The 26,081-nt window shown below is 60.6% G+C and carries 25 protein-coding genes; 14 read left to right on the top strand and 11 right to left on the bottom strand.

Going from position 1 to position 26,081, the window contains the following annotated elements; genetic code table 11:
- Nucleotides 1–666: 666 nt before the first annotated feature.
- On the bottom strand, nucleotides 667–1,113 hold the full coding sequence (locus C440_RS09855; protein WP_008320291.1) for an Hsp20/alpha crystallin family protein: 447 nt from the start codon (nucleotides 1,111–1,113) through the stop codon (nucleotides 667–669).
- Between the two features lie 140 nt (nucleotides 1,114–1,253).
- On the opposite strand from C440_RS09855, the gene C440_RS17785 reads away from it, so the two are divergent.
- The 3 genes from C440_RS17785 (at nucleotide 1,254) to C440_RS09840 (ending at nucleotide 4,038) form a co-directional block, all read left to right on the top strand.
- Nucleotides 1,254–1,472 carry a hypothetical protein gene (locus C440_RS17785; RefSeq protein WP_008320290.1) on the top strand — a complete coding sequence of 73 codons (219 nt, stop codon included), beginning with the start codon at nucleotides 1,254–1,256 and terminating at the stop codon, nucleotides 1,470–1,472.
- A gap of 170 nt (nucleotides 1,473–1,642) precedes the next feature.
- Nucleotides 1,643–2,431 (top strand): ABC transporter ATP-binding protein, encoded by a 789-nt coding sequence (locus tag C440_RS09845; RefSeq protein WP_008320288.1) that lies wholly within the window; start codon nucleotides 1,643–1,645, stop codon nucleotides 2,429–2,431.
- Nucleotides 2,428–4,038, top strand: a complete 1,611-nt coding sequence (locus C440_RS09840) for a hypothetical protein (RefSeq protein ID WP_008320286.1) — start codon at nucleotides 2,428–2,430, stop codon at nucleotides 4,036–4,038. The genes C440_RS09845 and C440_RS09840 overlap by 4 nt, the downstream gene beginning before the upstream one ends.
- 113 nt (nucleotides 4,039–4,151) lie before the next feature.
- Here the strand turns inward: C440_RS09840 and C440_RS09835 are convergent, their stop codons facing one another.
- On the bottom strand, nucleotides 4,152–5,555 hold the full coding sequence (locus C440_RS09835; protein WP_008320285.1) for a DUF6498-containing protein: 1,404 nt from the start codon (nucleotides 5,553–5,555) through the stop codon (nucleotides 4,152–4,154).
- A complete protein-coding gene (locus tag C440_RS09830) occupies nucleotides 5,552–6,562 on the bottom strand; it encodes a M48 family metalloprotease (RefSeq protein ID WP_152417866.1) in 1,011 nt (336 codons plus the stop codon). Before C440_RS09830 ends, C440_RS09835 begins: the two co-directional genes overlap by 4 nt.
- 116 nt (nucleotides 6,563–6,678) lie before the next feature.
- Between C440_RS09830 and C440_RS09825 the strand changes: the two genes are divergently transcribed.
- The gene (locus C440_RS09825; protein ID WP_241432031.1) at nucleotides 6,679–7,044 is read left to right on the top strand and encodes a phosphatidate cytidylyltransferase; all 366 of its coding nucleotides are present in this window, start codon (nucleotides 6,679–6,681) and stop codon (nucleotides 7,042–7,044) included.
- Between the two features lie 330 nt (nucleotides 7,045–7,374).
- Here C440_RS09825 and C440_RS09820 read toward each other — a convergent pair whose 3' ends face one another.
- A complete protein-coding gene (locus C440_RS09820; RefSeq protein ID WP_008320282.1) occupies nucleotides 7,375–8,343 on the bottom strand; it encodes a DMT family transporter in 969 nt (322 codons plus the stop codon).
- Nucleotides 8,344–8,547: 204 nt separating this feature from the next.
- Here C440_RS09820 and C440_RS09815 point away from each other — a divergent pair, with 204 nt between their 5' ends.
- Entirely contained in the window at nucleotides 8,548–9,330 is a 783-nt protein-coding gene (locus C440_RS09815; protein WP_008320281.1) for a helix-turn-helix transcriptional regulator, read from the top strand.
- Nucleotides 9,331–9,681: 351 nt separating this feature from the next.
- Here C440_RS09815 and C440_RS09810 read toward each other — a convergent pair whose 3' ends face one another.
- The gene (locus C440_RS09810) at nucleotides 9,682–10,299 is read right to left on the bottom strand and encodes a class I SAM-dependent methyltransferase (RefSeq protein ID WP_008320278.1); all 618 of its coding nucleotides are present in this window, start codon (nucleotides 10,297–10,299) and stop codon (nucleotides 9,682–9,684) included.
- A 710-nt stretch (nucleotides 10,300–11,009) separates the two neighbouring features.
- On the opposite strand from C440_RS09810, the gene C440_RS09805 reads away from it, so the two are divergent.
- The 5 genes from C440_RS09805 (at nucleotide 11,010) to C440_RS09785 (ending at nucleotide 17,372) form a co-directional block, all read left to right on the top strand.
- Nucleotides 11,010–12,557: a helix-turn-helix transcriptional regulator gene (locus C440_RS09805; RefSeq protein WP_008320277.1), complete on the top strand. Its 1,548-nt coding sequence runs from the start codon at nucleotides 11,010–11,012 to the stop codon at nucleotides 12,555–12,557.
- 393 nt (nucleotides 12,558–12,950) lie between these two features.
- On the top strand, nucleotides 12,951–14,135 hold the full coding sequence (locus C440_RS09800) for a COG1361 family protein (RefSeq protein ID WP_008320275.1): 1,185 nt from the start codon (nucleotides 12,951–12,953) through the stop codon (nucleotides 14,133–14,135).
- A gap of 6 nt (nucleotides 14,136–14,141) precedes the next feature.
- Nucleotides 14,142–14,933: an ABC transporter ATP-binding protein gene (locus tag C440_RS09795; protein ID WP_008320274.1), complete on the top strand. Its 792-nt coding sequence runs from the start codon at nucleotides 14,142–14,144 to the stop codon at nucleotides 14,931–14,933.
- Nucleotides 14,930–16,111 carry an ABC transporter permease gene (locus C440_RS09790; protein WP_049915648.1) on the top strand — a complete coding sequence of 394 codons (1,182 nt, stop codon included), beginning with the start codon at nucleotides 14,930–14,932 and terminating at the stop codon, nucleotides 16,109–16,111. Before C440_RS09795 ends, C440_RS09790 begins: the two co-directional genes overlap by 4 nt.
- Nucleotides 16,112–16,199: 88 nt before the next feature.
- Complete coding sequence (locus C440_RS09785; protein ID WP_008320272.1) at nucleotides 16,200–17,372, top strand: ABC transporter permease; 1,173 nt, start codon at nucleotides 16,200–16,202, stop codon at nucleotides 17,370–17,372.
- 83 nt (nucleotides 17,373–17,455) lie between these two features.
- Here C440_RS09785 and C440_RS09780 read toward each other — a convergent pair whose 3' ends face one another.
- Both C440_RS09780 and C440_RS09775 read right to left on the bottom strand, forming a co-directional pair.
- Nucleotides 17,456–17,920, bottom strand: a complete 465-nt coding sequence (locus tag C440_RS09780; RefSeq protein WP_049915645.1) for a metal-dependent transcriptional regulator — start codon at nucleotides 17,918–17,920, stop codon at nucleotides 17,456–17,458.
- 126 nt (nucleotides 17,921–18,046) lie between these two features.
- Complete coding sequence (locus C440_RS09775; protein ID WP_008320270.1) at nucleotides 18,047–18,859, bottom strand: DUF7260 family protein; 813 nt, start codon at nucleotides 18,857–18,859, stop codon at nucleotides 18,047–18,049.
- A gap of 598 nt (nucleotides 18,860–19,457) precedes the next feature.
- Here C440_RS09775 and C440_RS09770 point away from each other — a divergent pair.
- The gene (locus tag C440_RS09770; protein ID WP_008320269.1) at nucleotides 19,458–19,784 is read left to right on the top strand and encodes a NifU family protein; all 327 of its coding nucleotides are present in this window, start codon (nucleotides 19,458–19,460) and stop codon (nucleotides 19,782–19,784) included.
- A gap of 171 nt (nucleotides 19,785–19,955) precedes the next feature.
- The gene (locus C440_RS09765) at nucleotides 19,956–20,729 is read left to right on the top strand and encodes a helix-turn-helix domain-containing protein (RefSeq protein WP_008320267.1); all 774 of its coding nucleotides are present in this window, start codon (nucleotides 19,956–19,958) and stop codon (nucleotides 20,727–20,729) included.
- A gap of 26 nt (nucleotides 20,730–20,755) precedes the next feature.
- Here the strand turns inward: C440_RS09765 and fni are convergent, their stop codons facing one another.
- On the bottom strand, nucleotides 20,756–21,832 hold the full coding sequence (gene fni / locus C440_RS09760) for a type 2 isopentenyl-diphosphate Delta-isomerase (RefSeq protein WP_008320266.1): 1,077 nt from the start codon (nucleotides 21,830–21,832) through the stop codon (nucleotides 20,756–20,758).
- Nucleotides 21,833–22,026: 194 nt separating this feature from the next.
- Here fni and C440_RS09755 point away from each other — a divergent pair, with 194 nt between their 5' ends.
- Nucleotides 22,027–23,034, top strand: a complete 1,008-nt coding sequence (locus tag C440_RS09755; protein ID WP_008320265.1) for a transcription initiation factor IIB — start codon at nucleotides 22,027–22,029, stop codon at nucleotides 23,032–23,034.
- Between the two features lie 130 nt (nucleotides 23,035–23,164).
- Here the strand turns inward: C440_RS09755 and C440_RS17780 are convergent, their stop codons facing one another.
- Entirely contained in the window at nucleotides 23,165–23,575 is a 411-nt protein-coding gene (locus tag C440_RS17780; RefSeq protein WP_152417865.1) for a hypothetical protein, read from the bottom strand.
- Nucleotides 23,576–23,708: 133 nt separating this feature from the next.
- Nucleotides 23,709–24,194 carry a TRAM domain-containing protein gene (locus C440_RS09745; protein WP_008320263.1) on the bottom strand — a complete coding sequence of 162 codons (486 nt, stop codon included), beginning with the start codon at nucleotides 24,192–24,194 and terminating at the stop codon, nucleotides 23,709–23,711.
- Between the two features lie 215 nt (nucleotides 24,195–24,409).
- Here C440_RS09745 and C440_RS09740 point away from each other — a divergent pair, with 215 nt between their 5' ends.
- Nucleotides 24,410–25,684 (top strand): NRAMP family divalent metal transporter, encoded by a 1,275-nt coding sequence (locus C440_RS09740; RefSeq protein ID WP_008320262.1) that lies wholly within the window; start codon nucleotides 24,410–24,412, stop codon nucleotides 25,682–25,684.
- Nucleotides 25,685–25,729: 45 nt separating this feature from the next.
- On the opposite strand, the gene C440_RS17520 is transcribed toward C440_RS09740, so the two are convergent.
- Entirely contained in the window at nucleotides 25,730–26,074 is a 345-nt protein-coding gene (locus C440_RS17520) for a hypothetical protein (protein ID WP_008320261.1), read from the bottom strand.
- Nucleotides 26,075–26,081 lie beyond the last annotated feature (7 nt).

Here is a 26,081-nt window from a genome sequence, read left to right as displayed (position 1 = left end):
ATTGAACAGATACTGTCTAGTTAGTAGGCTCTTTCGCGGTTTGAATCTATCAAACAGTTGGTTTGGTCACCGAGAGTTTCAATATTGCACTTCTGTGGCCATCTACCAGTGAATAATGAGTGTGTCGACTCGGATTTGGAGGTGCGAATTTCATTTCCAATTACACTTCATTCAACAGTTAACAGAGTGCAGTCTGATACCCGTAGCCACCGACGAGATGCAGAGCCTTGAAGATCTGCTTAACCATAACTTGCGGAGTAGTCTGCAAGTTCTCCCGATTAATTCAGCGATTTGTTCGTCCCTTAACTTGGCTTACTTAAACTATATTGGCTCTGTTGAAATACTTCAGCGTTGACATTGGAGAGAGCGCTCCTTCTGGCTAGTTTCCGTGGATCACAGTAAAAACTAGTCTCTCAACAAATCGCAAGACGGAAAGTGGGTTTCAACAGAGCCACTATATTATATCCAGGCCTAGAACTATCAAAAAGATATAAACAAAATACACCTTCCGAGGTTGTGGGAAGCTCGTTGACGCCGGTGAACGAGAGTGGTGATAGTTCGTCTGCCAGAAGTAGAGTTTCGCACAGAGAGACAGAGACAGATAGAGCCGACTCGGGGACTCACGAGGCGTCACCGCGCGAAAATAGAGTGTTCGCGTGTCGATACTCACTCGATATCGACTTGGTGGGCCGTTTCGGCTTCCAATTTGGGGAGCGTGATGCTCAGGACGCCATTTTTCATCCGTGCGCTCGCCTCGTCCTTCCGAATCTCGGCCGGGAGTCGAAGCGACCGTCGCATCGACCGGTGGCGTCGCTCGTGCCGTAGGTACTGCTCGTCTGTTTCGTCCACCGTTCGCTCGCTTTCGGTCTCGATTGTGAGCGTCTGGTCTGTGACCTCGATGCGAACGTCGTCGCGCTCGAATCCCGGCAAGTCCGCGGTGGCGACGAATTCGTCGTCGTGTTCGACGAGGTCTATCGCCATCGATTCGAGTCCGGTGTCCCACTCGTCGTAGTCGCCGCCTGATTCCCACCGTTTGGACGCTTCGTCGAACTCGCGGCTCATTCGCTCGAAGAGCCGCTCGATTTCTTCGAAGGGGTTTCGTCGGATACTCATTGTTCGTCTACCCCGCAGTCGAACGTACGCACTGAATCGAAAAATAACGCGTGGGAACGTCTCAGTGAACGAAACAATCACGGACCAGTGGACGAAACAGTCACGGGCTGAGTCTCACTCCGCAGACGACGACGTGACGGATGCCGAGAGAAGTCGCCGCCGCGTCCGAAGAACAGACCACGTCGCTCTCGGAGGTCTCTGACGGAACCGACGAGTTGGCAACGCAGGCCGAAGAACTGATGAACAACGTGGCGGCGGTTACCGTTCGTGAATCCCAGTCTGACGATATCGACGAGGTGGGAAAAACGACCGACGCTTCGACGTTCAACTTCGGAGGGACACCGAGTACGGGGCAGTAAGGCTCACGAACCTTCTGAGTGCTCGCCAGCCGTCACCAATTTATTCTTTTCTTCCGTCTCAGTTCTCTTGCGGCACGCTCCGAAGCACGAGTCTCCGCCGGTCCTGTGTCTCTCTCGGTAGTTTCAGTTCGCAACCATTAGGCCGTCTGAGTTGAAACGTGGGGCCGCCTATGCCCTCCAAACGGTCGGGTCCCATCGCAATCGAGGCGATAGACCTCACGAAAACGTACCGCTCTACGGTTGCACTCGACGGCCTTTCGCTGTCGATTGCAGACGGAACCGTCTACGGATTTCTCGGCCCGAACGGTGCCGGAAAGACGACCACGATGCGTCTTTTAACCGGCCTGTCACAACCCACGTCGGGAAGGGCGCGCATCTGCGGCCGCGATATCACGAACCGACGGGAACTCGCCCCGGCGGTCGGCTATCTCCCCGAAACCCCGCCGCTGTACGACGAATTCAGCGCCCGTGAGCAACTCGAATACGCCGCCGACCTCCGCGACATCCCGTCGGAGACAGCCGACAAGCGCATCTCCGAATACCTCGACCAGTTCGGACTCGCTGGCGACGAACACAAGCGCATCAGTGCGTACTCGAAGGGAATGAAACAGAAGACGGCGTTCATCCAGAGCATCCTCCACGACCCACAGGTGTTGTTCTTGGACGAACCCACATCGGGGTTAGACCCCCGAGCGGCGCGGCAAATCCGCCAGTCGATTACTGACTTCGCCGACGACGGGACGACCGTGTTCCTCTCGACGCACATTCTTCCGGTCGTCGAGGCGGTTGCCGACGAGGTTGGCGTCCTCTTCGACGGGAAACTCGTCGCCGAAGGGTCGCCAGACGAGGTGAAATCTCGGGTAGAGACGGGTGGTGAAAGCACCCTCGAAGACGCGTTCCTCGCGGTGACGAGCGCCGACGCGCCGATTTCGAACACCGCTGGCGCGACCGACGAATGACGCTTCGACGAGACGTTCGTCACGGCCTTCGAATCGGCCGCGCCGAGTTCGTCAGAAGCATCAGAGGCTACACCAAAGAGACCCGCCGCGTCATCGGTATCATCTTCTCGGTGCTGTTTTTCGGCGTGATGACGCTGTTTTTAGCGTCAGGAGCGTACGTCGCCGGTCGAAGCGTCCAGTCAGCCGCCGAGATTCCGTTTTTCGATCCGGCCACGACGGTGCTCCCCGCGGCACTGCTCGTGCTTGTCGTGTTGCGGACGTTCGAACGCATCGGCGACATCGAAGCCAGCGAATTCGTACTGACTACGGTTCACCCGCGGGCGGTGGTTATCGGCCTGCTCGTCGCTGAAACGTCCCGGCTCGTGCTCTGGTTCGGATTGCCGATAGCCGCCTTCGTCGCGGCGTTTACGAGTGGACTCGGCGCGCCGACACTCCCGCTTTCGGCCGCGGCGGTCCTGCTTCCACTCGTGGGATGGGCGACCGTGTGGGGTTACGCGCTCGGAATCGGGTTCCTACGCGTACTACAGTATCTCCCGGGTATTCGGCGCATGCTCAAAATCGTCGGCGGTGCCCTCGTACTCGTATTCGTCGCCGGGTCACAGTTCGTCGGCCAAGCCATCGTCAGCGAGGACATCTCGATTGGGTCGCTCCTGTCGAGGGTTACGTTCGCGCCGCTCGTCGATTACGTCTCGCTTGCGTTCGTCGGAACGCCGCTCGCACGACCGAGTTCGTGGACTGCGGCGGTCGTCGCACTCGTCCTCCTCGCGCTCACGCCGGTCGGTCTCGCGGTGGCGACGCGGCAGGCGACCGCGCTCTGGTTTACCGACGTCGGCTCTCGGTCCGCCACAGCGCAGTCGAAGGGGTCCGAAAGCGGGTTCTCCGCACCAAAACCGCTCGCACTGGCTCAATCAGGACGTATCGCGTGGGGCCATTTGGTTCGCGGTGTCCGCCATCCCCAACAGTTCTCACATCTCATCACCATCATATTTTTCATCGGACCGGTCGGAACGAGTGCCTTCCAGGGATTGGACGACTATTTAGGGCTGGTCGTCGCGGGAACCGGTATCGGTCTCGCAACGTATCTCGCCGGGGCGACGTTCGGTCTCAACCCACTCGGAGACGAGCGCCCGCAACTTCCGTTCCTCCTACTCACTGCGACGACCCCCCGGACACTCGTCCGAGGGCGCGCACTCGCTGGATTCGCCATCGGTGCCCCGGTCGCGGTGGTCGCGTCGCTCGGGTCGATTGCGTTCGGGACGAAGCCCCTGCACGGCGTCGGGTTCGCACTCGGCGGCGTCGTGATGTGTCTCGCCGCAACCGCCTTCGCGGTCGGTATCGGTACCGCGTACCCAATCTACGAGGAACGAGAGTTCTGGGGCACAGAGACCGTCGTTCCCTCGACGCTCGTGTTGCTCCTGTATATCTTCATCGTCGGTGGTGGCACCACCATCGGTTACTTCACCACGCTGTATCTCGTCAGCGAGGGCATCCCCACCGCAGTGTTGCCCGGTGTACTCATCGGACTGTACGGACTCGTGACCGCGGGCGTGTCCTACGGGTCGTACCGATACGCGATTCGGCGCTACCGAACGTACACGTTCGACTGAGTGCACACGTTCGACTGTGAGAGTAGATTCGACCAACCGGGGACTCACTACGGCTTCCGATGTCGGGATTACAACGTCGAAGACGCGTGCGTTGCCGGTCCGCACGCAATCGTTCAGACTCTCGACAATCCGCTTACGACCAACAGCCCGACGATAAACAGGAAAAACGGCCCAAGGAGAATCGTCACGATGACCGCCGACGCGGTATCGACAGTCGGAAGCAGATACAACCCGACGGGAACGGCGAGAAAACACACCGCCAGCACGAACGCGGCGGCGAGTACGACGTGGTCCGGTTCCGGCCTGCACACGTCGTCGATGGGCAACGAAAACTCGTCTGCGACGCGGTGAGGGTCCGAGACAGGTCCGAGCGTGACGGCCGACCGACCACCGGAGTCGAGTCCCGTGAGCGAGAACCGCCCGGTTCCGAAAAGGCGGTCGGGAATCGCGTTCACGACCGACGCGTCGTCGATTTCGTCAACGGTCGTCTGCCACTGCGGTTCGTCGAAAAGCGTGTCGTACGCGACGATGTGGTCCCCGCGAAGTTGGTATTCGAGGACGCCGAATCGGACGTAGTGAGCCGTCAGTTTCGCCGCCGTGATGACGGCGAGAACGGCGAGTGTGACGGCGATGACGACGGGACCGAGCGCGACGAGACCCAGCACGAAGAGGACGCCAGCGATGTACGCAGGGCGACTTGCGAGTCCAGCAACGATTGGCGCGAACGAGCTGAGAAGCACCGCTCGCGTGCTCGTTCGGATTCGAACGTCGGGGGTCACGTCCGGCGCATCGACCCTCGGCGGCGGGTTCGACGTGTCGGCTGTCTCGAAGAGACGCTCGAAAATTCGACCGGGAGCGTAGCCGACGTGTTCGACCAGATAGGAGTACGACTCCGAGAGCAGTTTCGCCGCGACGACGAACACGAGGAGGACGGCCCCACCAGCAGTACCGTCGGCGGGGACGAACGGCGCTAAAAGAACCAACAACACGGTCTGTCGTGCCGGAGTGGCGGCAATCATTCGTGCCGAGACGTGTTCGTACTCCCGTCGTCCGATGTACTCGGTGTGGAACGAGACCGCGTGAGAGGCGACGAGCGCGCCGATACTCAGGAAGACGCCGGTCGAGCGAACCGTTTCGAGACTCACGGCGAGATGCAACGCGAGAAACAGTCCGTAGCCGAGAGAGACGGCACCGATGATACCGACAGTTCCGAGTGCGAAAGGAACGTTTCTGACGTACAGCGGCGGCCAGTCCGCTCGAACGCGTAGCCCGCCTCGCTTGTCGGTGAGTTCCGAAAGCGGTTGCACACGTCCGGTCGCATCCGCCGATGCGCGCTCGGCGAACAGTGCCTTCGACCCCGCGAAAAGCGTTGTCGTCAGTATTTCGAGCCAGTACAGCGTCAAGAGAACGTCTAACTCCCAGTTCCAAAACGCGATGCCAGCGAGCGGAACGAGGTTGCTCCCGACGACGAGTGCGAACCCGACGAGATGCCGGGGAGACGGGAGCCGATTCCTCATTCGGACCGTTCCTGCGAGCGCGCCATCGCTCGCAGTCGTTCGAGACGGGTCTCGGTTCGCGGGTGCGTCTCAAACGGCCTTCGGAGTCGCTTCCGGAAGCCCGAAAACAGCCCGCGCGGCTCGGTTCGGTCAGGTTCGACGATGGCAAACGCCGATAGCTCCGGGGTTCGAATATCCGATTCGGGTCGGTCGGGAAGTTGGTCGTCGATTATCTGTAACGCCGTTGCGAGCGCGTTCGGGTTACCCGTGATTGCGACCGCGCCGCGGTCGGCCGCGAACTCCCGCGCCCGTGACAGCGACGCCGCAAGAAAGTGCGCACAGAGCCACACCGGCAACACGAGAACGAGACCGAGCGTGAGAAACAGGTCCGGGATATCTGCGCGACTGACCTGACCGTGTTCGACGCCCGGCGTCGGCCCGGAGAGTAACGTGACGACGCGATGTGCGGCCCCGATTGGGAGCGCCGCCGCGGTCATCACGGACACGTCGCGGTTTTTCACGTGGGAGATTTCGTGTGCGACCACGGCTTCGAGTTCGTCGGCGTCGAGGCAGTCCAGCAACCGCTCGCTCACGACGAGCCGCGCAGTCTGCGGCGTGAACCCGGTGGTAAACGAGAGCGGCGAGTCCGACGGGACCAGATATATCGTGGGCCGCGGTGCGTCCGCTTGCCGGCAGACGGTGTCAACGACCGCGAACAACTCCGGATAGTCCGACTCGTCGGCACGCCGCGCCCCGATGGAGGCGATTGCGTGGGTGGGAGCTTCGCGTTCGCCCCACACAGCGAGAGAGAGAACGAGCAGTGTGCAACCGCCGATAATCCCTCCGGCGAACCGTGCGGACGTAACCTGCGAGATGGACGCGATGAACTCGGAGACGAGTCCGGCGCTCACTAAAATGAGCGACACGACGACACCGCTTGCGATGCCGACGGCGAGGACACACACGGCGAGCGCCGCGAGTGACGCCGCCATTCGAAGTTGCAACCGACGGCTTGGGGACCAATCCATACGTCGGGTTTCGAGTACTGTCAAAAAATAGCTTTGAATGCACAATTCGGCCCAGTAGAGCGAAGTCGGCGTCCCGACCCAAACGGCTAATACAAGTGATTCTTTCAAGACAAGTGATGCCTTCCAACAACAGTATGGCCAGCGTCAGCACGTGGAGAGCGGCGGTGTTCGTCGCGTTCGTCCTCTTTTTCGGTGTCCTCGTCTGGCTCATCGACGAACCGCTATCGCTTTCACTGCTCTCGGTTGCGGTGTTGACTTTCTTCTATCTCGGAGCGAGCGTGTTCAGACCGGTGCTTAAACACCCGCTGTACAACGTCGTCTCAGCGGTGTACACGACGCTTCTCTTCGCCGGGATGTACTTCGTTGGGGCGTACAACGAGATCGTATTGCTCGTGCTGACAGTGCTCGCGGCACTCGGTGTCGGCGTCGAGGTGTACAACTATCGCCACGGTACGAGCTACCTGCGTCTCGACCACTCGTGAGTTCGATGCGGGCGTGAGAAGACATCCAGTCGAGACTCACCAAGAGTAGCCAACAGTGAATCGGTGCGTTCGTGGTCTGGGGCGTTTTGAACCGCGAAGGACGCTCGATATTTCGAGGACCGTGCCAGAACGAATAGGTTACTTCTCGAACAAGTGTTTAGTCCGTACGGTACCTGTCTGGTCGTACGGGCGTACTGTGAACCCTCACAGGCAGAGACGGCCCATCCCGCGCCATCAGCGATCCTGCAATACCTGCCCCTGGGTTGCTACCGCGATGGGCCTATCATCCATCCATCTATCCCCACCCGCGTTGGTCGGCGAATCGGCCAGTTACTCTGTCTGACTCGCCGAACCAACGTTTTCGACGTTCCACCGCGCCGTGAGCGTCGCGTATGCGTTCGATACTTCGGCGACGATGGATTCGCTGGCGAGAACGGCGAAGCCGGCGAAGATGACGATAAAACCGACGAGCGTCAGCGTCGAAATCGACTCGCCGAGGAGCGCCGACCCGCCGAGAGTTGCGACGATTGGAACGGCGTAGAACACGAGATTCCCGTGAATCGGGCCAACGTCGTCGAGAAGCCCGAAATAGGCGATGTACGCCATCGCTCCCGCGAAGATACCGACGTATCCGAGCGCGACGACCGCCGTCGGAGACCACGTGACCGCCGCCGGTGACTCACCGGACACGATGCTGAGGCCGTGTGTGAGAACTGCGCTGACCGGGAGTGCCCACGCCGTTCGGACCGAACTCGAAAGCGACGAGTCGGACCACCGGATGAGGACGCTTCCGAGCGCACCGCTGACCGCGCCGAGGAAGACGACGCCTTTCCAAACAGCCGCCCCGCCAAGGAGGTTCGAGGGGTCGATTTGGACGACGAGCGCCACGCCGACCAAGCCGGTGAGCATCCCGAGCGCGCCGCGAGCCGAGAGGCGTTCGTCGGCGAGGAAGACCATCGCAAACACCGGCGTCAAAATCGGGTTGAGACTGAAGATAATCGATCCGACGCCGCTCGAAACGTGTTCTTGTCCGACGAAGAGGAAGGCGTTTGCAAGACCGATGACGAACACGCCGGTGGCGAGAATGCCGACGATGTCACCGAGCGTTCGCGGACGCAACGCGTCACGAGACTTCGTCGCGGCGACGTATCCAAACAGCGCGATGGCGGCGATATCGAATCGAAGGGCGACGAACAATAGCGGCGGAAAGTAATCGAGTCCGGCCTTTGCCGCGACGAACGTCCCGCCGAAGAAGAGACTCGCAAGCACGAACAGCGCGAGACGACGGTACGTACCCATTACCACGCGTCACCTCGTTCCAACGAACGCCCGACAAATTGCGACAGTGAACTTGACATATAACACCCTACGAGGGCATCGCTTATACATTGATTCAGAAATTTGTGCACAGTAAGAAAGTGGTGCGAGCGACGACGATTATTCATCGTGTGAAATTATTTCGAGACTCGAAACTCGTTTAGTCTCGGACCACACAGGGAGCGTATGGAGTCGGCGTTAGAAGAAATCGAATTCCTCGCGCTCTCGCAGAACCGCGTCGATGCGCTCAGCCATCTCACCGAACGACCACATACGCGCCGCGAACTGGTCGAACGGACCGGCGCATCACAACCGACGATGGGTCGGATTCTTAGCGATTTCGAAGCGCGCGAGTGGATTACCCGTGAAGACGGCGCGTACACTGCGACTGTGACCGGACAGTTAGTTTCGCGGGGATTCGACGACTTAGTCGAGATTCTCGAAACCGACGCCAAACTGCGTCCGGTCGTCCGGTGGCTCCCCACGGACGCCATCTCGTTCGAACTCGAACACCTGACCGCGGCAACGATTACGACGCCGAGTCAGGTCCGGCCGAACGCGCCCGTCAAACGGGCGCTCGAACTACTCGCCGACGCGGACGACGTTCGAATCTTCTCGTACGCCTTCAACGAACAGAGCCTCGACATCGTCGCCGACCGGGTCGCGGCCGGGGCACAGCAGTTCAAAGGCGTGTTCTCGTCGGAGACAATCGACGCACTCGCCGGTGATTCACAGCTTCGGGCGCAACTCCGGACGCTCGTCGATGCCGACGACGCCGACATCCGTATCACCGACGAGTCGATACCGATGGCGACGACGGTCGCGGATTCGACGGTGCACCTGTTCTTGCGCGACGACAACGGCATTCTACAGGCCTCCATCGACGTTGACGAACCGGCGGTTCGCTCGTGGGCCGAGGACCTATTCGAGAGCTACTGGCAACGGGCCGAGCCGCTGGTGTTGGATTGAAGAGGGATTCGGGCGGTTCAGCGAACGCTGACGTATCGATTTCTATGTGTGTGCGTTGCGCAAACGGTCGAGCGCGTAGGCGGGTGTACACGGAGACACCGCTTTCGACGCGCCGACTTTCTCTCACTCCACTTCGTCTATCGAGTCGAATTTGTCCCAGCACGCGCACGGGAGGTCATCTAACGACGTAACTTCGTCCGGAAGGCTGGTAACCGGGATTCCGCTACCCACCTCGTCGCAGTCGCGTAAATGAACGCTGAAATCGTCGTTGGACATGGTAAACATAGTCTCGATACTATCCTAAACCCTCTTAAAAATCAGTGTCGTGTTCGGCGCGGCGGGCTGAGAGAGTCAGAGGACACGGAACACGCGAACCGTGTCGCGCTTGCCCGGTTCACACAGGAGTTGTGCGAGTCCGAGACCCGAAAAGACGTCTTTCCAGTTGCGGTGATACAGCGGGAAGTCGTCGTTGACGTAGCTCACTTCGGCACCGTTGCGTCCGCGTTGGGGGCCGTTCCCTTCGTTTTCGGCCGTAATCAGGAGGTCGGACGTGACGCGAGACAGCTCTTCGAACACGTCCGTATCGTCGGGATGGACGTGCTGGAGCGTCTCGACCGAGTAGATAACGTCGAACTTGTCGTCGGGGAAGTTCGGCAGTAACTCCTCTATTGGTCCGGTGAGGAACGTTCCCGTCTCGACGAGTTCCGGGAAGTACTCAGCCATCACTTCGAACGACTCGTCGTTGATGTCGATGCCGGTCACGTCCTCGTAGCCGTGGTCGTGGAGGTGAGCGAGGTGGCGACCAGAGCTACAGCCGACTTCGAGAATCGACACGTCCTCGTTCGCGTAGTGGTCGAACACAGTTGCGAGGGTCTCGCTGACCTCGTTCGCTCCGATTTGGGCGTAATACTCGGGAGAGAAATCGCCGGAACGTTCGGCCCAGCCACGATGGTTGTCGTCCGAGTCCATACACGCCGTAGCGAGAGCAAGGCTAAATGTTCCGCGGAGTACGTCAAGGGAGTTCTCACTCGGTGAATACGGAGAGCAGACTAAGAGATTCAGAAGTGGCACTAAAGTGTGCGGTATCACCGAGGACACAACGGGGAACAGGGAGGAACGTCAGGGGGACCGTGTGTGTCAGTGGAGGTTCGCGTCAGCGGGGAAGGGGGGAGGAGGGTGTACCGTGGGTGAGTCGCACAGTGAGACTGCGAATGCCCATCGAGGGTCGCATCAGAGCGCCCCCTGCTCATGTGCAAGCGGGAACCACGGCGGTGACTGCAACGATACCAGCCGTCATCCGTCGTCTCGGTATCTTTCGCACCGCGATTAGCAGTGATAGCCGGAGGATGATAATGGGGGAGAATCGTTCCAACAGTTCTCCGCGGAACAACCGTTTCGACGGACTGTTTCGGCTGTTTCAGTCGGATTAACTGAATGTTTACCGACGAAAGTGCAGACCGGTGGCAGAAAAGCAACAGTCGTGGCACTCGATTCGACCGGCTCCCTGTCGTTCCGTCTCATTATCGGGAAACTCGGTTAATTCGGATAGTCAGATATTTTTGATTGTCTCAAAATCTTAAATTCGAGTGGAAGATAATAAACAAAATATTATAGCCGAGGAGGTGTGAGAAACACAGAATTAGATTATGTCTGCGGAGCGCGTCTCGCGGTCGGGGAGGATGCGACTTACGACGTGTCTCGTCGTCCTTGGAATCGTCTTTGCGGGCGCATTGCCGTTCATCGCTAGTGCAGACACCAGCGCCGAGATACGCGCGGTTGAACACACCGGGCCGGGCGTCGTAGCGACCGAGGGGGACCGAACGTACATCACGTCGTGGCAAGAATCGACGGTTTCGGTCGCTGTCGCGTCGGATGGCGGAAACTACGACGTATGTCTCGAAACGGACGGAGACGACGGATCGTCGGCGACGATTCAGTGCCAACCGGTCGAAAGCACGGCACCCGGCGGCGAACAACGGACCGAGTTCGCGCTCGGGCAGTGGCCGACGAATTCGACGGGCGAGCACGTCTTGACGGTCACCATCCACCCCACAGGAGACGACGAGTCGAGTACGCAAGCGATGCACCTCGTTACCGTCCTCGCCGCGGAGGGTGACGCCGACGGCGACAATTTGGGCAACGAACGCGAGGTAGAACGGGGGACGAGCGTTCTCGTCGCCGACACGGACACCGACGGACTCACCGATGGCGACGAAGTAAATCGATACGAGACCGACCCGGTAGACACCGACACTGATGGCGACGAACTCGCAGACGGCGTCGAAGCGAACGAACTCGAAAGCAACCCGACGGCAAAAGACACCGACAGCGACGGTCTCGACGACGGGGCGGAAGTGACGACGTACGGAACCGACCCAACAGTCGGCGACACCGACGGCGACAGCCTCGATGACGGCCCCGAAGTGAACGCCCACGAAACGAATCCAACGACCGCCGATACCGACGACGACGGTCTCGACGACGGCCCCGAAGTGAACGTCCACGAGACCGACCCGACGGCGGCCGACACCGACGGCGACGGACTCGACGACGGTCCGGAAACGAACCGCTACGAGACGAATCCGACCGAATCCGATACGGACGGTGACGGTCTCGACGACGGCCGCGAGGTGACCGTCGTCGGGACGAACCCAAACCGCGGGGATACGGACGGCGACGGCCGCGGTGACGGGACCGAAGTCGAGGACGGAACCGACCCGAATTCGCCGGCGGGGGCCGTCGCGCGCTCGCTCGGTCTCGGCTCCGGGCTGACGACACTCGTGGTCGGAATCGGCGGCATCGGTCTCGTCGTACTCGTCGTGCTCGGTGCCGCCGCACTGAATTCGGGGTGGGAAAGTCGTTTTCGCGTGCGCTCACGAGCGCGAGACTATCTCGATGCCGATGCATCCGGAAGCGGTTCGGACGCGACCGCTGACGTGACGGGACCAGCTCCAAACGTGGGCGCGGAGACACACGGCTCTCTCCAACCAGACGTGTTACTCGACGACGACGACCGCGTACTAAAGCTCCTGGACGAACACGACGGCCAACTTCGCCAATCGTCGGTGGTCGATGAGACTGGGTGGTCGAAATCGAAGGTCAGTCGCGTCCTCTCGCAGATGGACGACGACGGCGAGATACGAAAAATAGCGCTCGGGAGAGAGAACCTTATCATGCGTGTCGAAGACGTCCCGGAACACGCGCGGTCGCCGTTCGAAGACCGCTGAGGACCATCAGAAAGCTGAACAGCCATCGAGGAGGTCGCCGGCAGGGCCACGTGCGAGCGGCAAGCGGTGGGTTGTAATTTGTGGGTGGTGAGTGGTGATGGTGAATGTGGGTTGTGGGAGGGGACGTCGAGCGGTGAGTGATGCGTGGTGCGTAGTTGACGATGGGCGACGGGCGTCGAGACAGAACGGTGCCCTCGCACTGCCGAGGAAATGAAATATACACAACAATTATCCGACTAATCGACTACTGAATCGTATTTCTTCAGCCGTCACAAACCGCAATTTGCGGCGTTTCGTCGGCGGGGCAGGTGAACCATGAGACTTATGGTCGGACGGACGAGCCACTAAGTCAGTAATGGCAGAAAGAATACACTATATCGGACGAGCTAACAGATGAGTTCGGAACAACCGAACAGCGGCGGTTTAGGCGTCTTGTCTTGGTTTTTCGTCGGGGTCATCGTGCTCTCTACAGTCGTCGTGCCGATTGCGACGGGACCGGCGAAGGCCGCCGAGGCGCACCTCGGTATTACCGACGTCGAACTGAGTCCAGACGAACCGGCACCGGGTCAACAGACCGAGCTTAACACGGTGATACGAAACGGGAAGAACAGTCCCACAGTCGTCGAAATCACCGACCTCTACGTCCGACGACAGGGAAGTTCGAACGACATCGCCAGAATCGAAGACGTCGGGACGATAACCATCGGCGGGAACATCTCCGTGCCGCTGACGGTCTCGTTCGAGAAGCCCGGACTCAAGAACCTCCGTGTCATCCTCGTCGGACAGAAGAGAGGTGGCTCGCACGTCCGCGTCCAGTATCCGGTGACGGTCCACGTCAAAGAGCCGAGTCGTCCACAGCTAGAACTCTCCGCCGAGGAGGCGGTTCCCGGCGCAACTCGGTCGGTCAACGTCACGGTGTCGAACGGTCTCAACCACGACATTCGGCAGTTGCGACTCGTGTCGTCGTCGCCAGCGGTGAACTTCAGCGTCAACGAACGCGTGAAACCCCAGTTGGGAGCAGGAGACAGCGCGACGTTCGAATTCCCCGCTCGCGTCTCCAACTCCGGATCGCATCCGGTGAATCTGACGCTTCACTACGCCGATAGAGGCGTCAAACACGAGGTTACCCGGACCTACCATCCGAACTTCGATTCGCCGACGAACCCCGGGAAGGTACTCTTGACCGACGTGCAAGCGACGCAAGCCGGTGGCTCGCTCGAAATCTCTGCGACCGCCGGGAACGTCGGGTCGAGTACCGTCGATGGCGTCGTCGTTTCGGTCGCTGAGTCGGAGCAGGTCGAAGGAAGCAAGTACTTCGTCGGGAGCGTCGAAAAAAGCGACTTCTCGTCGTTCACGCTCCGGTCGGACGTCTCCGGTAACGTCTCGTCCGTTCCCGTCAAGGTGAGATACACCGTCGGCGGCGTCGAAAAATCGTTCACGAAAGACGTCAACGTCGATCGCCAGTCCGTCGGACCGCAACTCTCCAACGGTGGCGGCGGCGGACTCCCACTGCTCCCGGTCGGCGGTGCGGCCGTCCTCCTGCTCATCGGTGCAGTCGTCTACGTCCGGAAGCGGTGATACTCCATGGCTCCGGATATTTCGGTCCCCGCCGATGCGGAGCAGGCGGACAGAGACCGCACAGACACAGAGTCGCAGACTGCGACGGACGCAGACGTGGTGATTCGCGGTGAAAACGTCATCAAAGAGTACCAGACCGGAACCCAGACAGTCCGCGCGCTGAAAGGCATCGACTTCGGCATCCGACCCTCCGATTTCGTCGCCATCGTCGGGCCGTCCGGCAGTGGAAAGTCCACCCTGCTCAACCTCCTCGGACTGCTCGACGTGCCGACCGAGGGCACGGTCCGCCTCCGCGGCACTGACGTTTCGACGTTTTCCGACTCTGACCGGACGACAAAGCGGAAACACACCATCGGATTTATCTTCCAGAGTTTCTACTTGATTCCGACGCTGACGGCGTTGGAGAACGTGGAGATGCCGCGGATGCTCGATAAAACACCCGTCAAAACGCGCGAACGCGCTACCGACCTCCTCCAGCGCGTCGGTCTCGGAGACCGACTCGACCACTACCCGGACGAACTCTCCGGCGGCCAGAAACAGCGCGTAGCCATCGCGCGGTCGCTCATCAACGACCCGGCGATTCTGCTCGCCGATGAGCCGACAGGGAACCTCGACAGAGACACGGGCGACCAGATTCTCGCTCTCTTTGACGAGCTACGCGCCGAAGAAGACGTCGCGGTCGTCACGGTCACCCACGACTCGTACGTCGCCGACAGAGCCGACCGCGTGGTGAACCTCGTTGACGGCGACGTCAAAAACGACGGCGAACCGGCGTCCGGCGAGGGTGACCACTCGTGAATCGGCTCCGCCGGCTGGCCGCGCAGTTTCCAACGGTGCTCCTCGCCCGAAGGAACCTGTCTCGTGCGACCGCCCGCTCGACGTTAGCCATCGTCGCAATCGTCATCGGCGTCGTCGCCATCGGGACGATTGGCGCGGGCGGCGAGGCGTTCAAACAGGACCAGATGAAAGCCTACCAAGGGTTCGGCGGGACGGCGACCGTCAGCCCGGTGTACTACGCCGACGACAGCGGCAGTTTCTCCGACGGCTTTTCTGACACCGACATCAATCGGATGCGCCAAGTGACCGACGGAGCGACGGTGCTTCCGGTCGTCGAACGATGGGACGGAGCCGTGCGGACGCCCGCTGGAGAGACGATTATCACGGCACAAATAAAGGGACTCGACGACCCCGGAACGTTCTACGAGACCAAATCGGGGTCGATACCCGACAACTGGCGGCGGAGCGTCGTCATCGGTTCCCGGGTCGCGGAGAACAACGACATCGACACGGGCGACCAACTGACGGTCGTCGCAAACGGAAGCTTCGCGGGGACGTATCAGGTCGCGGCGGTCCTCGAAGCGCAGGGCTTCGCAGACCAGTTACAGGCTGACCGCGCCGTGTTCGTGCCGATGAATCAGTTCGAGGACGCGGCGTACGACCGCGTCATCGTCAGTGTCGATTCGAGAACGGGGTCGGTCGAGGAGGCGTCAGAAAGCCTCGAAACCGAGTTCAACGCTCGACAGCGAAACATCGCAGTGTCCGAGGTCCAAGAACAAAGAGAGCAGTTTAAACAGCTGTTCGACACCATCAACAAGTTCCTCATCGGCGTCGGGTCGATCTCGCTCCTCGTCGCCGCGGTGACGATTGCGAACACGATGCTGATGTCGGCAATCGAACGCGAGCGCGAAATTGGCGTGATGCGAGCGGTCGGCTATCCGAAGCTAGCCGTCGTCAGCCTGCTCGTCTCCGAAGCGGCGATTCTCGGTCTCATCGGCGCTCTCATCGGCATCCCGTTCGCGCTCGGCATCGGAATGGGTCTCAACCAGTTGCTCGTCGGCGACCCGCTGGCCTTTACGACCGCCGGGTTGCAGTACATCGGTGTCGGGGCCATCTTCGGTATCGGAACGTCGCTCCTCGCCGGCGTGTACCCCGCGTGGAAAGCGGCGAGCAAACAACCCGTGGAGGCGCTGGACTGATGCGACGGAATCGTACTCGCGGCCGTGAATCAGGAGCGAAAGAACGCACGAACGCGGTCCAAACGGCCGAGTCGCGGGGGCGGCAACGATGAGTTGGCTCTACCGTATCGCCGGTCGGTTCCCCCGACTCGTAATCGCGCGACGGAACATCTCGCGTGCGAAAATCCGGTCGATACTCGCGGCCGCGTCCATCCTTATCGGCGTCGTCGCCATCGGCGCGATTGGCGCGGGCGGCGCGGCGTTCAAACAGAGCCAACTGCAGAACATCCAAGACCAGGGAGCGACGAACGTCTTCGTCTCGCCGGGGTTCGACAAGGAAACGTCGTACTTCGACCGCGAAGACCTGAAAGCGATAGATGAGACGGTCGGTCCCGCCGGGGTCGTTGCGACCAAAAGCGGTGACATGGAACTCGTAACGCGAGGTGATTCGCGCGAGGGCGTCTCGGTCACGTACATCGACGACCCGCGACAGGTGCAGTCGGTCGAACGCGGCCAGATACCCGTCAACTGGCGACAGAGTGTCGTCGTCTCGAAAGGGTTCGCAGACGAGTACGACCTCACGCTGGACGACCGGGTATTGCTCGTCTCAGAGACCGAGACGGATTCAGGACCCGTCGAAACCGAACACACGTATCGTGTCGTCGCCGTGCTCGCCGAGTCCCAATCGTTCGGCACCAGCGACGTCTACCTCCCAATCGAGGAAGCCGAGAACCGGCGGTACAGCCAGGTCCGAGTGACGACCAGTTCGACGACCAGAGCGGAAGCCGTCGCGGAAGCGCTCCGTGACCGGTTCAACGATCGAAAGGACGAACTGCTCGTCTTCGAACTCACCTCGCTCGTCCGACTGTTCAAAACGATTGTGAACGGAATTAACACGTTCCTCGCGGGACTCGGGTCGATTTCGCTCCTCGTCGCGGGCGTCTCGATTACGAACACGATGCTGATGGCCGTCATCAAACGGCGCGAGGAAATCGGCGTGTTGCGAGCGGTCGGCTACGAAAAAGGCGACATCGTTCGGATACTCCTGCTCGAAGCCGCGCTGTTGGGTATGCTCGGCTCGGCAGTCGGTGTCGCAATCGCAATCGTGGTCGCGCTGGTTGCGAACGCGGTGTTCCTCGGCAATCCGTTTGCCTTCACGCAGAGTGCCGTACTCTACTTGGTCGGCGCGGCGGCCTTCGGAATCCTCACCAGCCTGCTCGCCGGCGTCTACCCGGCGTGGCGCGCGGCGAACGAGCGACCCATCGAAGCACTTCGAGGATAGCTTCGACCACCCTCTCTTCTATTTTTTACGCGACGGCCTGGAGAAACGCCGCCGACAAGTGGCTGAGAAGCGTCGTTATGGACTTACTCAGACGTGCCAGCCGTATCCGACGTGCCGGCCGTATCCGACGTTTCCGCCGCGCCGGATGACGGACTGGGCGTACCGGCCCCGTCGGACATCTCAGCCACACGACCGCCGTCCGGAAGCGTCGTCGCAAGCCGCTCTGCGACCTCCGGACTCACGACGCCGACCATCTCCATCGCTTCAGATTCGTAGTTGTCGAGGTCGAGAACGCTCCGGAAGAACCACGAGAGCGTCACGTAGGTCTTGTGGAGGTCTTCGGCCCGCTTTCGGCCCTTCGGTGTGAGTTCAGCTCCGTCGTACGGTTCGTACGTGAGCAGTCCCTCGTCGTCGAACTGGTGGAACACTTCGATGACCGTTGCGGGGGTCCGGCCGACCGCCTCGGCGACGACGCTGGGCGAGACCGGGGGCGCTTCTCGGTGTTCGACGATGAATAGTGCGAGGAGGTACTGGGACCCGCCGTTCATCTGTTCTCCAACCGAGCAGTCGAACGCAGTCGTTTCCAAAGCCGTTCAGCCGTCGAGACGGGAGCACGTCGAGTCTCGTGAGAGGGGGACAGGCGGAATCGGGGACAGGTTCGAACCATGTCGGAATTAGACCCTCCGAACGAGGTGGTCTCGAACGATGCGCTGACAGTCTTCGAGGACGCCGTGCAATCGCGTCATCGTCGCCAACACGGGATACGCGAACGACGAGTCTTCGTACAGATACCGGACGAGGTCCCGCTGTTTGATACTGACCGTCCCACCTCGGCTTGCCGTTTCGTCCAAGAACGACTGTCGCTCGCACAGACGGTCTTCACAGCGAGTCCGGTACGTCGCCAACAGTTCGTGTCGCTCTCGGAGGTCGTCGAATCCGAGGTCGGCCAGCGACGTTTCGTTGCCCACATCGAGCCAGTCAGTCACCTCGGAAACCGCGTCGGCGGCCTCCTGAAGCGATTGGCGCTCGCGGGCGAGCACCTGCTTCATTACTGTGAGTTCCTTCTGGCGCTCCAACGTGGCAGAAAGCACCGCCTGCTTCGTCTTCGGCGTGAATCCACCAGTCGTCTGTGAGTCGAGTGCAACCGCGAGGTCTGTACTCAACTCCTCTTCTATCGTCGCCGACAGAGGTTCAGCCCGGTCGATATCGTCGATACTGCACGGACGTACCGTCTCGGCGAACGCGCTCCGTACCATTCGACAGCGGTCGGACGACGACGGACGCTGAGTTGCGGTTACGTGTGCCGTCGTCGTGAGCGTCCCGCCGCCGGTCGCCTGAAGCGTCTTCGGGTGCTGACCCGTCGAACTAGCGGGTATTCCGCGCACGCGTCGGGCGAACTCGTCGAATGCGGCCGCTTTCTCTGCAACTCGTGTACGTTCATCCCGCACTCGGCCGAGTGCCTGACGGATGTGTGTTTGGACAGTCATGATATGGATACCAATGAATCGCCGGCAGTGCCGACCGTGTCGTCAACTGAATCCCTCGTTCGTCTGCAAAACTGCGCCAGCGCGGTGCTTTCAGCGATACTCTCGGATTGAAAGCCCGTCAAATCGGAATGGGAAACTTCGAATGTGAACGGCGGATGCGAACGAACACTCCGTGGACGGTCCCGGACGGACGACAGTACCACTCCCTCCGTTTCGGGATACCCCGTCGGCGTCTCGTGACCGTTCGTTTGCCCCGCCATGGTTTTAGGTAAGCCTAAACACTCAAATTGCTTTCGGATTTTAGGCACCCCTAAAACACAGAATATAAATTCGACCGACATGGAAGCGTCGAGTTCGGTTGGTGTTTCACATGCAGTGCCAGCATCGCCTAATGTGTCACCAGAATAGATAGATAGTGGACGGTTGTGGAGGACACGAATAGAATTCTACGGAGACCCCATACTCCACAATTATCGAATGTAGTCGCCCATCTGGTTTTCATACTTCTAATTTTGGCGTGCCTAAATAATTAGAATTCAAATTTAGGCCAGCCAAACAGCATAGATTTAACATAACTGCACCCATACGTAAAATCACAATGAGCGCAGAAAGTCTCGAACGACGAACTCGGAACTACCTGAACAACAACGTCCCGCAGATTCAAGACCACGGCGGCCACTTCGAAGTCGAAGACGTTGACGAGGAAACTGGCGAAGTGACCGTTGCTATCGGCGGTGCGTGCTCGGGATGCGGCATCGCACCGATGACGATGAACGCCATCAAACACCGCCTCCCCGACGAGGTTTCAGACATCTCGAAGGTCACCGTTCGTCAAGCGAACGGACCCCGAGCGGCAGTGATGCCGAACAAGACCGACGAGATGGAAGCGATGGAAGAGTACCAAGACTACAACCCGCCGTTCTAAGTAGCGCCACCGACAGGCGCTACTCCAGTTGAATCGGTCGTAATCACTGGACCGACGCCAGCGTGCTTTTTACGGGCGCAGTGACGAAAACCGGAGCGACATCGAACCAGAGCGAGCGGTTGGCATATTCCAACCACTAATATATCGGCCGGGCGAAGGGCCACAGTAACTGTGCGCGAGTTCGTCTTTACCGTCGAGTACGAGAAGGGAGCGGACGAAGCGATGGACCTGTTCATCGAGCATCCGGATTTACACTCGAAGACGATGGCAGTCCACGCGACCGCCGATTCGATGTGGCGATTGGACCGAGTGACGGGGCCGGCTGACGTGCTGGAATCGTTCGACACCATCATAGAGAAGGTGGCGCGCGGGAACGCGGTCGTCGGGATGTGCGGTGCACCCGTCGTCGAGTGGAACTACGAAGTCCTCTCAAGCACGCCCAACGGTCGAATCATCTACTCTTGCCGCGAGGAAGGCGACGGTGTCCAGTCGATTCCGTACGTCGCCGCCAAGCACATCGGCGACGGGTTGTTGATGCAGGCCGAGCGCCGCGGAAATCAGTACCAGTGGCGACTCCTCATCGCCGATGACGACACCGTGGGCGAGATTTACGAGGAAGTACAGGACGGACTGAGCGACGGTCTCTCGTTGAGCGTCCAACGAATCAGCGAACCCGAGTGCTGGCTCGAAGAGGGGTTCGGAGCCGACGGGCTACCGCCCGAACAACAAGCCGCACTCGAAGCCGCCGTCGAGTTCGGCTACTACGAGACGCCGCGGCGGAACTCCGTTCAGGAGATTTCGGACCGTATCGACGTCCCGGGTTCGACGCTCCAATACCGTCTCACTCGCGCCGAAGCGTGGCTCGCAAAACAGTTCGTGAGCGGCACGCTCGGGACCGAAGTCGAAGACCGGGTTGACCCGACGGAACTGGAACTCAGTGCGTGAGTCGAACCGACGTGACGACGTTCGGTTCAGTCGCACCGTTGTGCGACGTACTCGCGGGTGTCGCCGAGGAGGGCGTACTCCGCGTTTTGGAGCGCGGCGACGTCCTGCGAACCGGTGACGAACATCGCGGTCTGTAACTCGGCGACGAGGTCTTCGATTCGCTCGACAACCGCGTCAGAGCCTCGCGTCGCAGGCTTCAAAAACGGCTTTGCGAGGCCGCCAGCGCGTGCGCCGAGCGCAATCGCCTTTGCGATGTCCAGACCGGTTCGGACGCCGCCGCTCGCAATCACGCAGTCGTGTTCTCGCACGCACTCGATGGTGCTAGCCGCGGTCGGGACGCCCCACGAACGAAACAGCGTGCCGACCCGCTCTTGCCGCGATGCGTTTACCGCCGCCGCGCGGTAGGCTTCGATGCCGGACCACGTCGTCCCGCCTTTGCCGGCGACGTCGATTGCGTCCACGCCCGCTTCCGTGAGCGATTTCGCGGTGTCCTGTGCGATGCCGTTGCCGGTCTCTTTGGCGATAACCGGAACCGAAAGCGCCGACGAGACCTGTTCGATGGCCGCCAAACAGCCGTCGGCGTTGACGTCGCCTTCGGGCTGGACGGCCTCCTGCAGGAAGTTCAGGTGGACCGCGAGCGCGTCGGCATCTATCATTTCGACGGCTTGCTCGACGGTGCCAAGGTCGTACTCGCGGAGTTGTGCGGCCCCGATGTTGCCGTAGATGTACGCGTTAGGTGCGGCGTCGCGGACGACAGTGTAGGATTCGAGGAGGTCCTCGTCGTCCAGTTCGAGTCCCGCGCGTTGGCTTCCAACGCCCATCGCAATGCCCGTCTCTTCTGCGGCGGCGGCGAGCGCCCGGTTGAGTTTCGTCGTGTTCGGGTGCCCGCCGGTCATGCTCTCGATGACAATCGGTGCGGCGAGTTCGTCGCCCAAAAAATCGACGCTGAGGTCGATGTCGTCGTGGTGGAACTCGGGGAGCGCCTCGTGGACGAGTCGAACGTCTTCGAACCCGGTTCCGGACGTTTCAACGTCTTTTTCCTGGATAATTCGAATGTGGTCGTCTTTTCGGTCCTCAGTTTCCGACGAGTTCTTTTTTGCCATCTACTCGTACTGTAAGCGGAGTCCGCAAAAGAACACTGTTGTACTCGTACCATTTGTGGTCTCAACCACGACGAAAATCGCATTGGATTTGATATGTTGCGGTCCGAGACGCTGAGCTATCGAACCCCTCACACGGTTTGGTATATTCCAAACCAGGGTCCAAGGGCATCACCGAACAAGGAAGACGTACTTCAATGTCTGACGCAACGGTTACTCCTTGGCGACCGGCGACCGACGAACCCGAAGCGACCGAAAACGACGAAAAACAGGATACGAAAACGGCTGACGACGCGAGTGCACTCGACACGGACGAACTGGTCTACGACGAGCAACACGGCGAGTGGGTCAACCCCGAGACGGGCGAAATCGTCCGAGAGGGCGAAATCGACCGCGGCCCCGAGTGGCGGGCGTTCGATTCCGCAGAGCGAGACCAGAAGTCGCGCGTCGGGTCGCCGACGACGAACTTGATGCACGACCACGGGCTTTCGACGAACATCGGGTGGCGAGATAGAGACGCCTACGGCAACTCGCTTTCGACCCGCCAGCGCCAGAAGATGAAGCGTCTGCGCACGTGGAACGAACGCTACCGTACCCGCGACTCCAAAGAGCGGAATCTCAAGCAGGCGCTCGGAGAAATCGAACGAATGGGGTCGGCGCTCGGTCTCCCCGACACCGTCCGCGAGACGGCCTCGGTTATCTACCGACGCGCACTCAGCGACGACCTCTTGCCCGGCCGCTCCATCGAAGGCGTCGCCACGGCCGCGGTCTACGCCGCCGCGCGACAGGCCGGCGTGCCGCGCTCGCTCGACGAGGTGCAACAGGTCTCTCGCGTCGAGAAGATGGAACTCACGCGGACGTACCGGTACGTCTCGCGCGAGTTGAATCTCGACATCCAACCGGCGGACCCGACGCAGTATCTCCCGCGGTTCGTCTCGGACCTCGACGCGACCGACGAAGTCGAACGACGCGCACGGACGCTCCTGCGAAACAGCGAGCGCGACGGACTCCACAGCGGGAAAAGCCCCGTCGGTCTCGCGGCCGCGGCAATCTACGCTGGCGCGCTATTGGCCGACGAGGAACTGACCCAAGAAGCGGTGAGCGACGTCACCGACATCAGCGAGGTGACAATCCGAAATCGCTACCGTGAACTCCTCGAAGCTAGACACAAGCGACAACAGAAACGCACAGGGTCAGCGGCCTGAGACGAATAGAGACCGAAAAACGGAACGGAGAGCAAAACGGGACGAAGCGAAGAACGGGGAAGGCGGAAGCACAGCGGAAAGCGAGGGAACGAGTTGAGACCCGCCGATTATCCAGACGCCGGCGTAAGGTTTAGCAATCGTACCAACACAGGCCGCCCGCAGAGCGCTCGTCACAAGAGAGATACTGGTTGAGGGACTCGACGCCGTCGAGTACGGGCGTCGTGGAGGTCTGTTCGGGGGAGGACATTTGTTTGGATTCGGGTATTTGCTCGGATTCGGGCATCTGTGCGGACTGGGGCGGTCGTGACGACTGCACCGGTTGCGACGACGAGGTCCGTTCTCGGAAATCGAAGTAGATAGCAGTTGGCAAAAGCACCGCGCCGTAGAGACCGCTGAACACGACTGCAATCTGTGCGGGGTGGTCCGCAGGAATGAGTCTCCATCCGAGGGCGACGAACGCCCACAACGCGGCCCCCTGTCTCACGGCCGGTCGCCAGCGACGAGTCGAAGGTGAGGTCGGGGTGCGTGTTCGGTCTGACATCGGGTACGAAGTAGTTACGCAATGCTGAGTAATGGATTCTCGGTTGGGATATACCAATCGCTGGAAATCGAAAGAAGGAGAATCAACGCGGCGTCGAGGCGTGGATTGCCCGGCCGCGACAGTCGGGCGTCGCTCAGTCTGCGGTGACGCCGTCGGTCGGTTCGGCGAACGCGACCGTCTGTTTCACGTCGGTAATCTCGACGTTGACGCGGTCGCCGGGTTTCGTGCCGGGAACGATGATGACGAATCCGCGTTCGACCTTTGCAATGCCGTCGCCTTGGTCGCCGAGCGTATCAATCGTAACCGAGCGAATATCACCTTCGGCGACCGGGGGTTGGCGCGGTTGCGAACTATGGGAGTCGCGCGTCGCAGACCTGACGCCGGACTGAACCGGCTCCGGTTCCGACTCGGTCGTCTCCGCCCGCGAAACGGCAGGCTCCGTCATTGACTCCGACGTGACGGTCTCGTCGCTCGTCAACAGTGCAACTCGATACAGTTCGTCAGTGGATATCGACCCGCTTTCGACGAGTTCTTTCGGAATCGAAACGACGTACCGGTCCTCATCTCGCTCTAACGATGTCTCGAAAAGGAGCCGAAGAGAATCTGAAATACCAGTCACTCCTCAAACTACGTTTCTGAGAGCATAAAATGTTGTGAAGACTCGTCACCCCGCGGCCGAAGTTGTTTCAAAAATTTCATAAACAACCCAGTAGTACCACCAAGTGAAAACACTTTTAGCGGTTGACTGTCGCCACAGAGTCAATGAGTGTAGACGGGGCAACCCACGGCACGACCGATGTCGTAGACGGCAGTATACGAACGTATCTCGCGGAGATGGGACCAGCATGGGTCGCAGGTGCGATTGCGATTGGTCCGGCGACGATGGCGAGTGTCATCACCGCGGGTGCGACGTTCGGCTACACGCTCTTGTGGGTCGTCGTCCTGTCGGCGTTCCTCGGCGCGTCCGCACAGTATCTCTCGATGCGTCTCGGCCTGCTCACCGAGGCCGGAATCGCAACCGTCGTCGAACAGCATCTCGGCGAGACGTGGGCGTGGATACTCGTCATCGACGCCGTGTTGGCCGCGGGTCTCGCCCAACTCGTCATCATGAAGGGACTCGCCGACGTGAGCGCGACCGTCACCGGCATTGATGCGCGGATTTGGGGCGTCACGTGGGCGGTGGTTCTCGCCGTGGGGCTTGTCGGTCGCGGCTACCGCTTTATCGAGTACACCGCGAAACTGCTCGTCTCGCTCGTCATCGTCGCCTTCGTCGCGTCGCTGTTTCTCGTTCCAATCGACCCCACCGCCGCCGCAGAGGGGTTGGTACCGCGGATTCCGGCCGGCGTTGACGGTGCGCTCGTCGCCGCCGGGATTCTCGGCGGGGCCGTCCACATCACGCTGATTACGATGCACTCGTACACGATGCGGGCCCGCGAGTGGACCGCCCGAGATTACGGACTCGCAACCTTCGACGTCGGCGTCTCGATGCTCGTCGCCTTCGGCGTCTACAGCCTCGTTATCTTCCTCGTCGCGGCCGCGGTGCTTCACTCGCCGACGATTGCGGCGGGCGACCTCTCGGCTGTCACCGCGGCGCAGGCGCTCGGTCCGCTCGTCGGGTCGAACGCGAAGTGGCTCTTCCTCCTCGGTCTCTGGGGAGCGGCCGTCTCGACGCTCGGCGGCAACACCATCGTTCCACCGTATCTCGTCGCCGACAAACTCGGCTGGGGGACCGACGTGTCCGACAGTCGCTACCGAGCGCTTCTGGCCGCCGTCGCGCTTCTGTCCGGTCTCGGGGCGTTCGCCGGCGGCGCGTTCTTCCCGCTTCTCGTCTTGGTGCTCGCGTTCGGACTCGTTGGGACGCCGTTCGCCATCGCGGTGGTGCTGTATCTCCTCAACAGTGACGCGGTTCCGGAGCCGAACTCCACGGCCGCGAATCTCGGCGGAATCGCACTCTTGACCGTGACGACCGTGCTCGCGGCCAACTTCGTTCGGTCCCGCGCGCTCTCGGACCTCGGCGACCCGATATCCGTGTTTATCGTCGTCTTCGCCGCGCTCCTCGGCGTTGCGATGCTTTCGCTCGGCGGGAAGTTCGTCCGCGAAGCGATCTGAACCACGGACAGCAAAAACGAAGTGACGGGTCGAACGACCTCCCACCTACCGTTCGACGCAGACCGCCACGTCTTCGACGGTTTTTATCTCGAAGACGTAGTACGAGGCCGCCGTCGCTTCGACGATCGGCTGGAAGTCAGTGAGCGGTTCGTGGTCGTCGCCGCTCCCGTCGTTGTCGTGGACGTGGACGACTTCGACTCGGTCGCCGACTGCAAGCCACGGCGTGGTGGGAGTGGGACCACGACGTGCTCGCAGAGCGCCTCGACGCCTTCCGCGACCTCGAAACGTTTCTCGCGGAGTACGCGCCCGAGTGAGCGGGCGGCGGGACCCGTCCGCGGAGGTGAGCGTCTCACGCTTCGGTCCACAGAGATTCCAATAGAGGCTTAGCACCCGAGTA

Source organism: Haloferax mucosum ATCC BAA-1512, assembly GCF_000337815.1.
Taxonomy (GTDB): domain Archaea; phylum Halobacteriota; class Halobacteria; order Halobacteriales; family Haloferacaceae; genus Haloferax; species Haloferax mucosum.
This window is presented reverse-complemented; position numbering and strand designations above follow the sequence as displayed.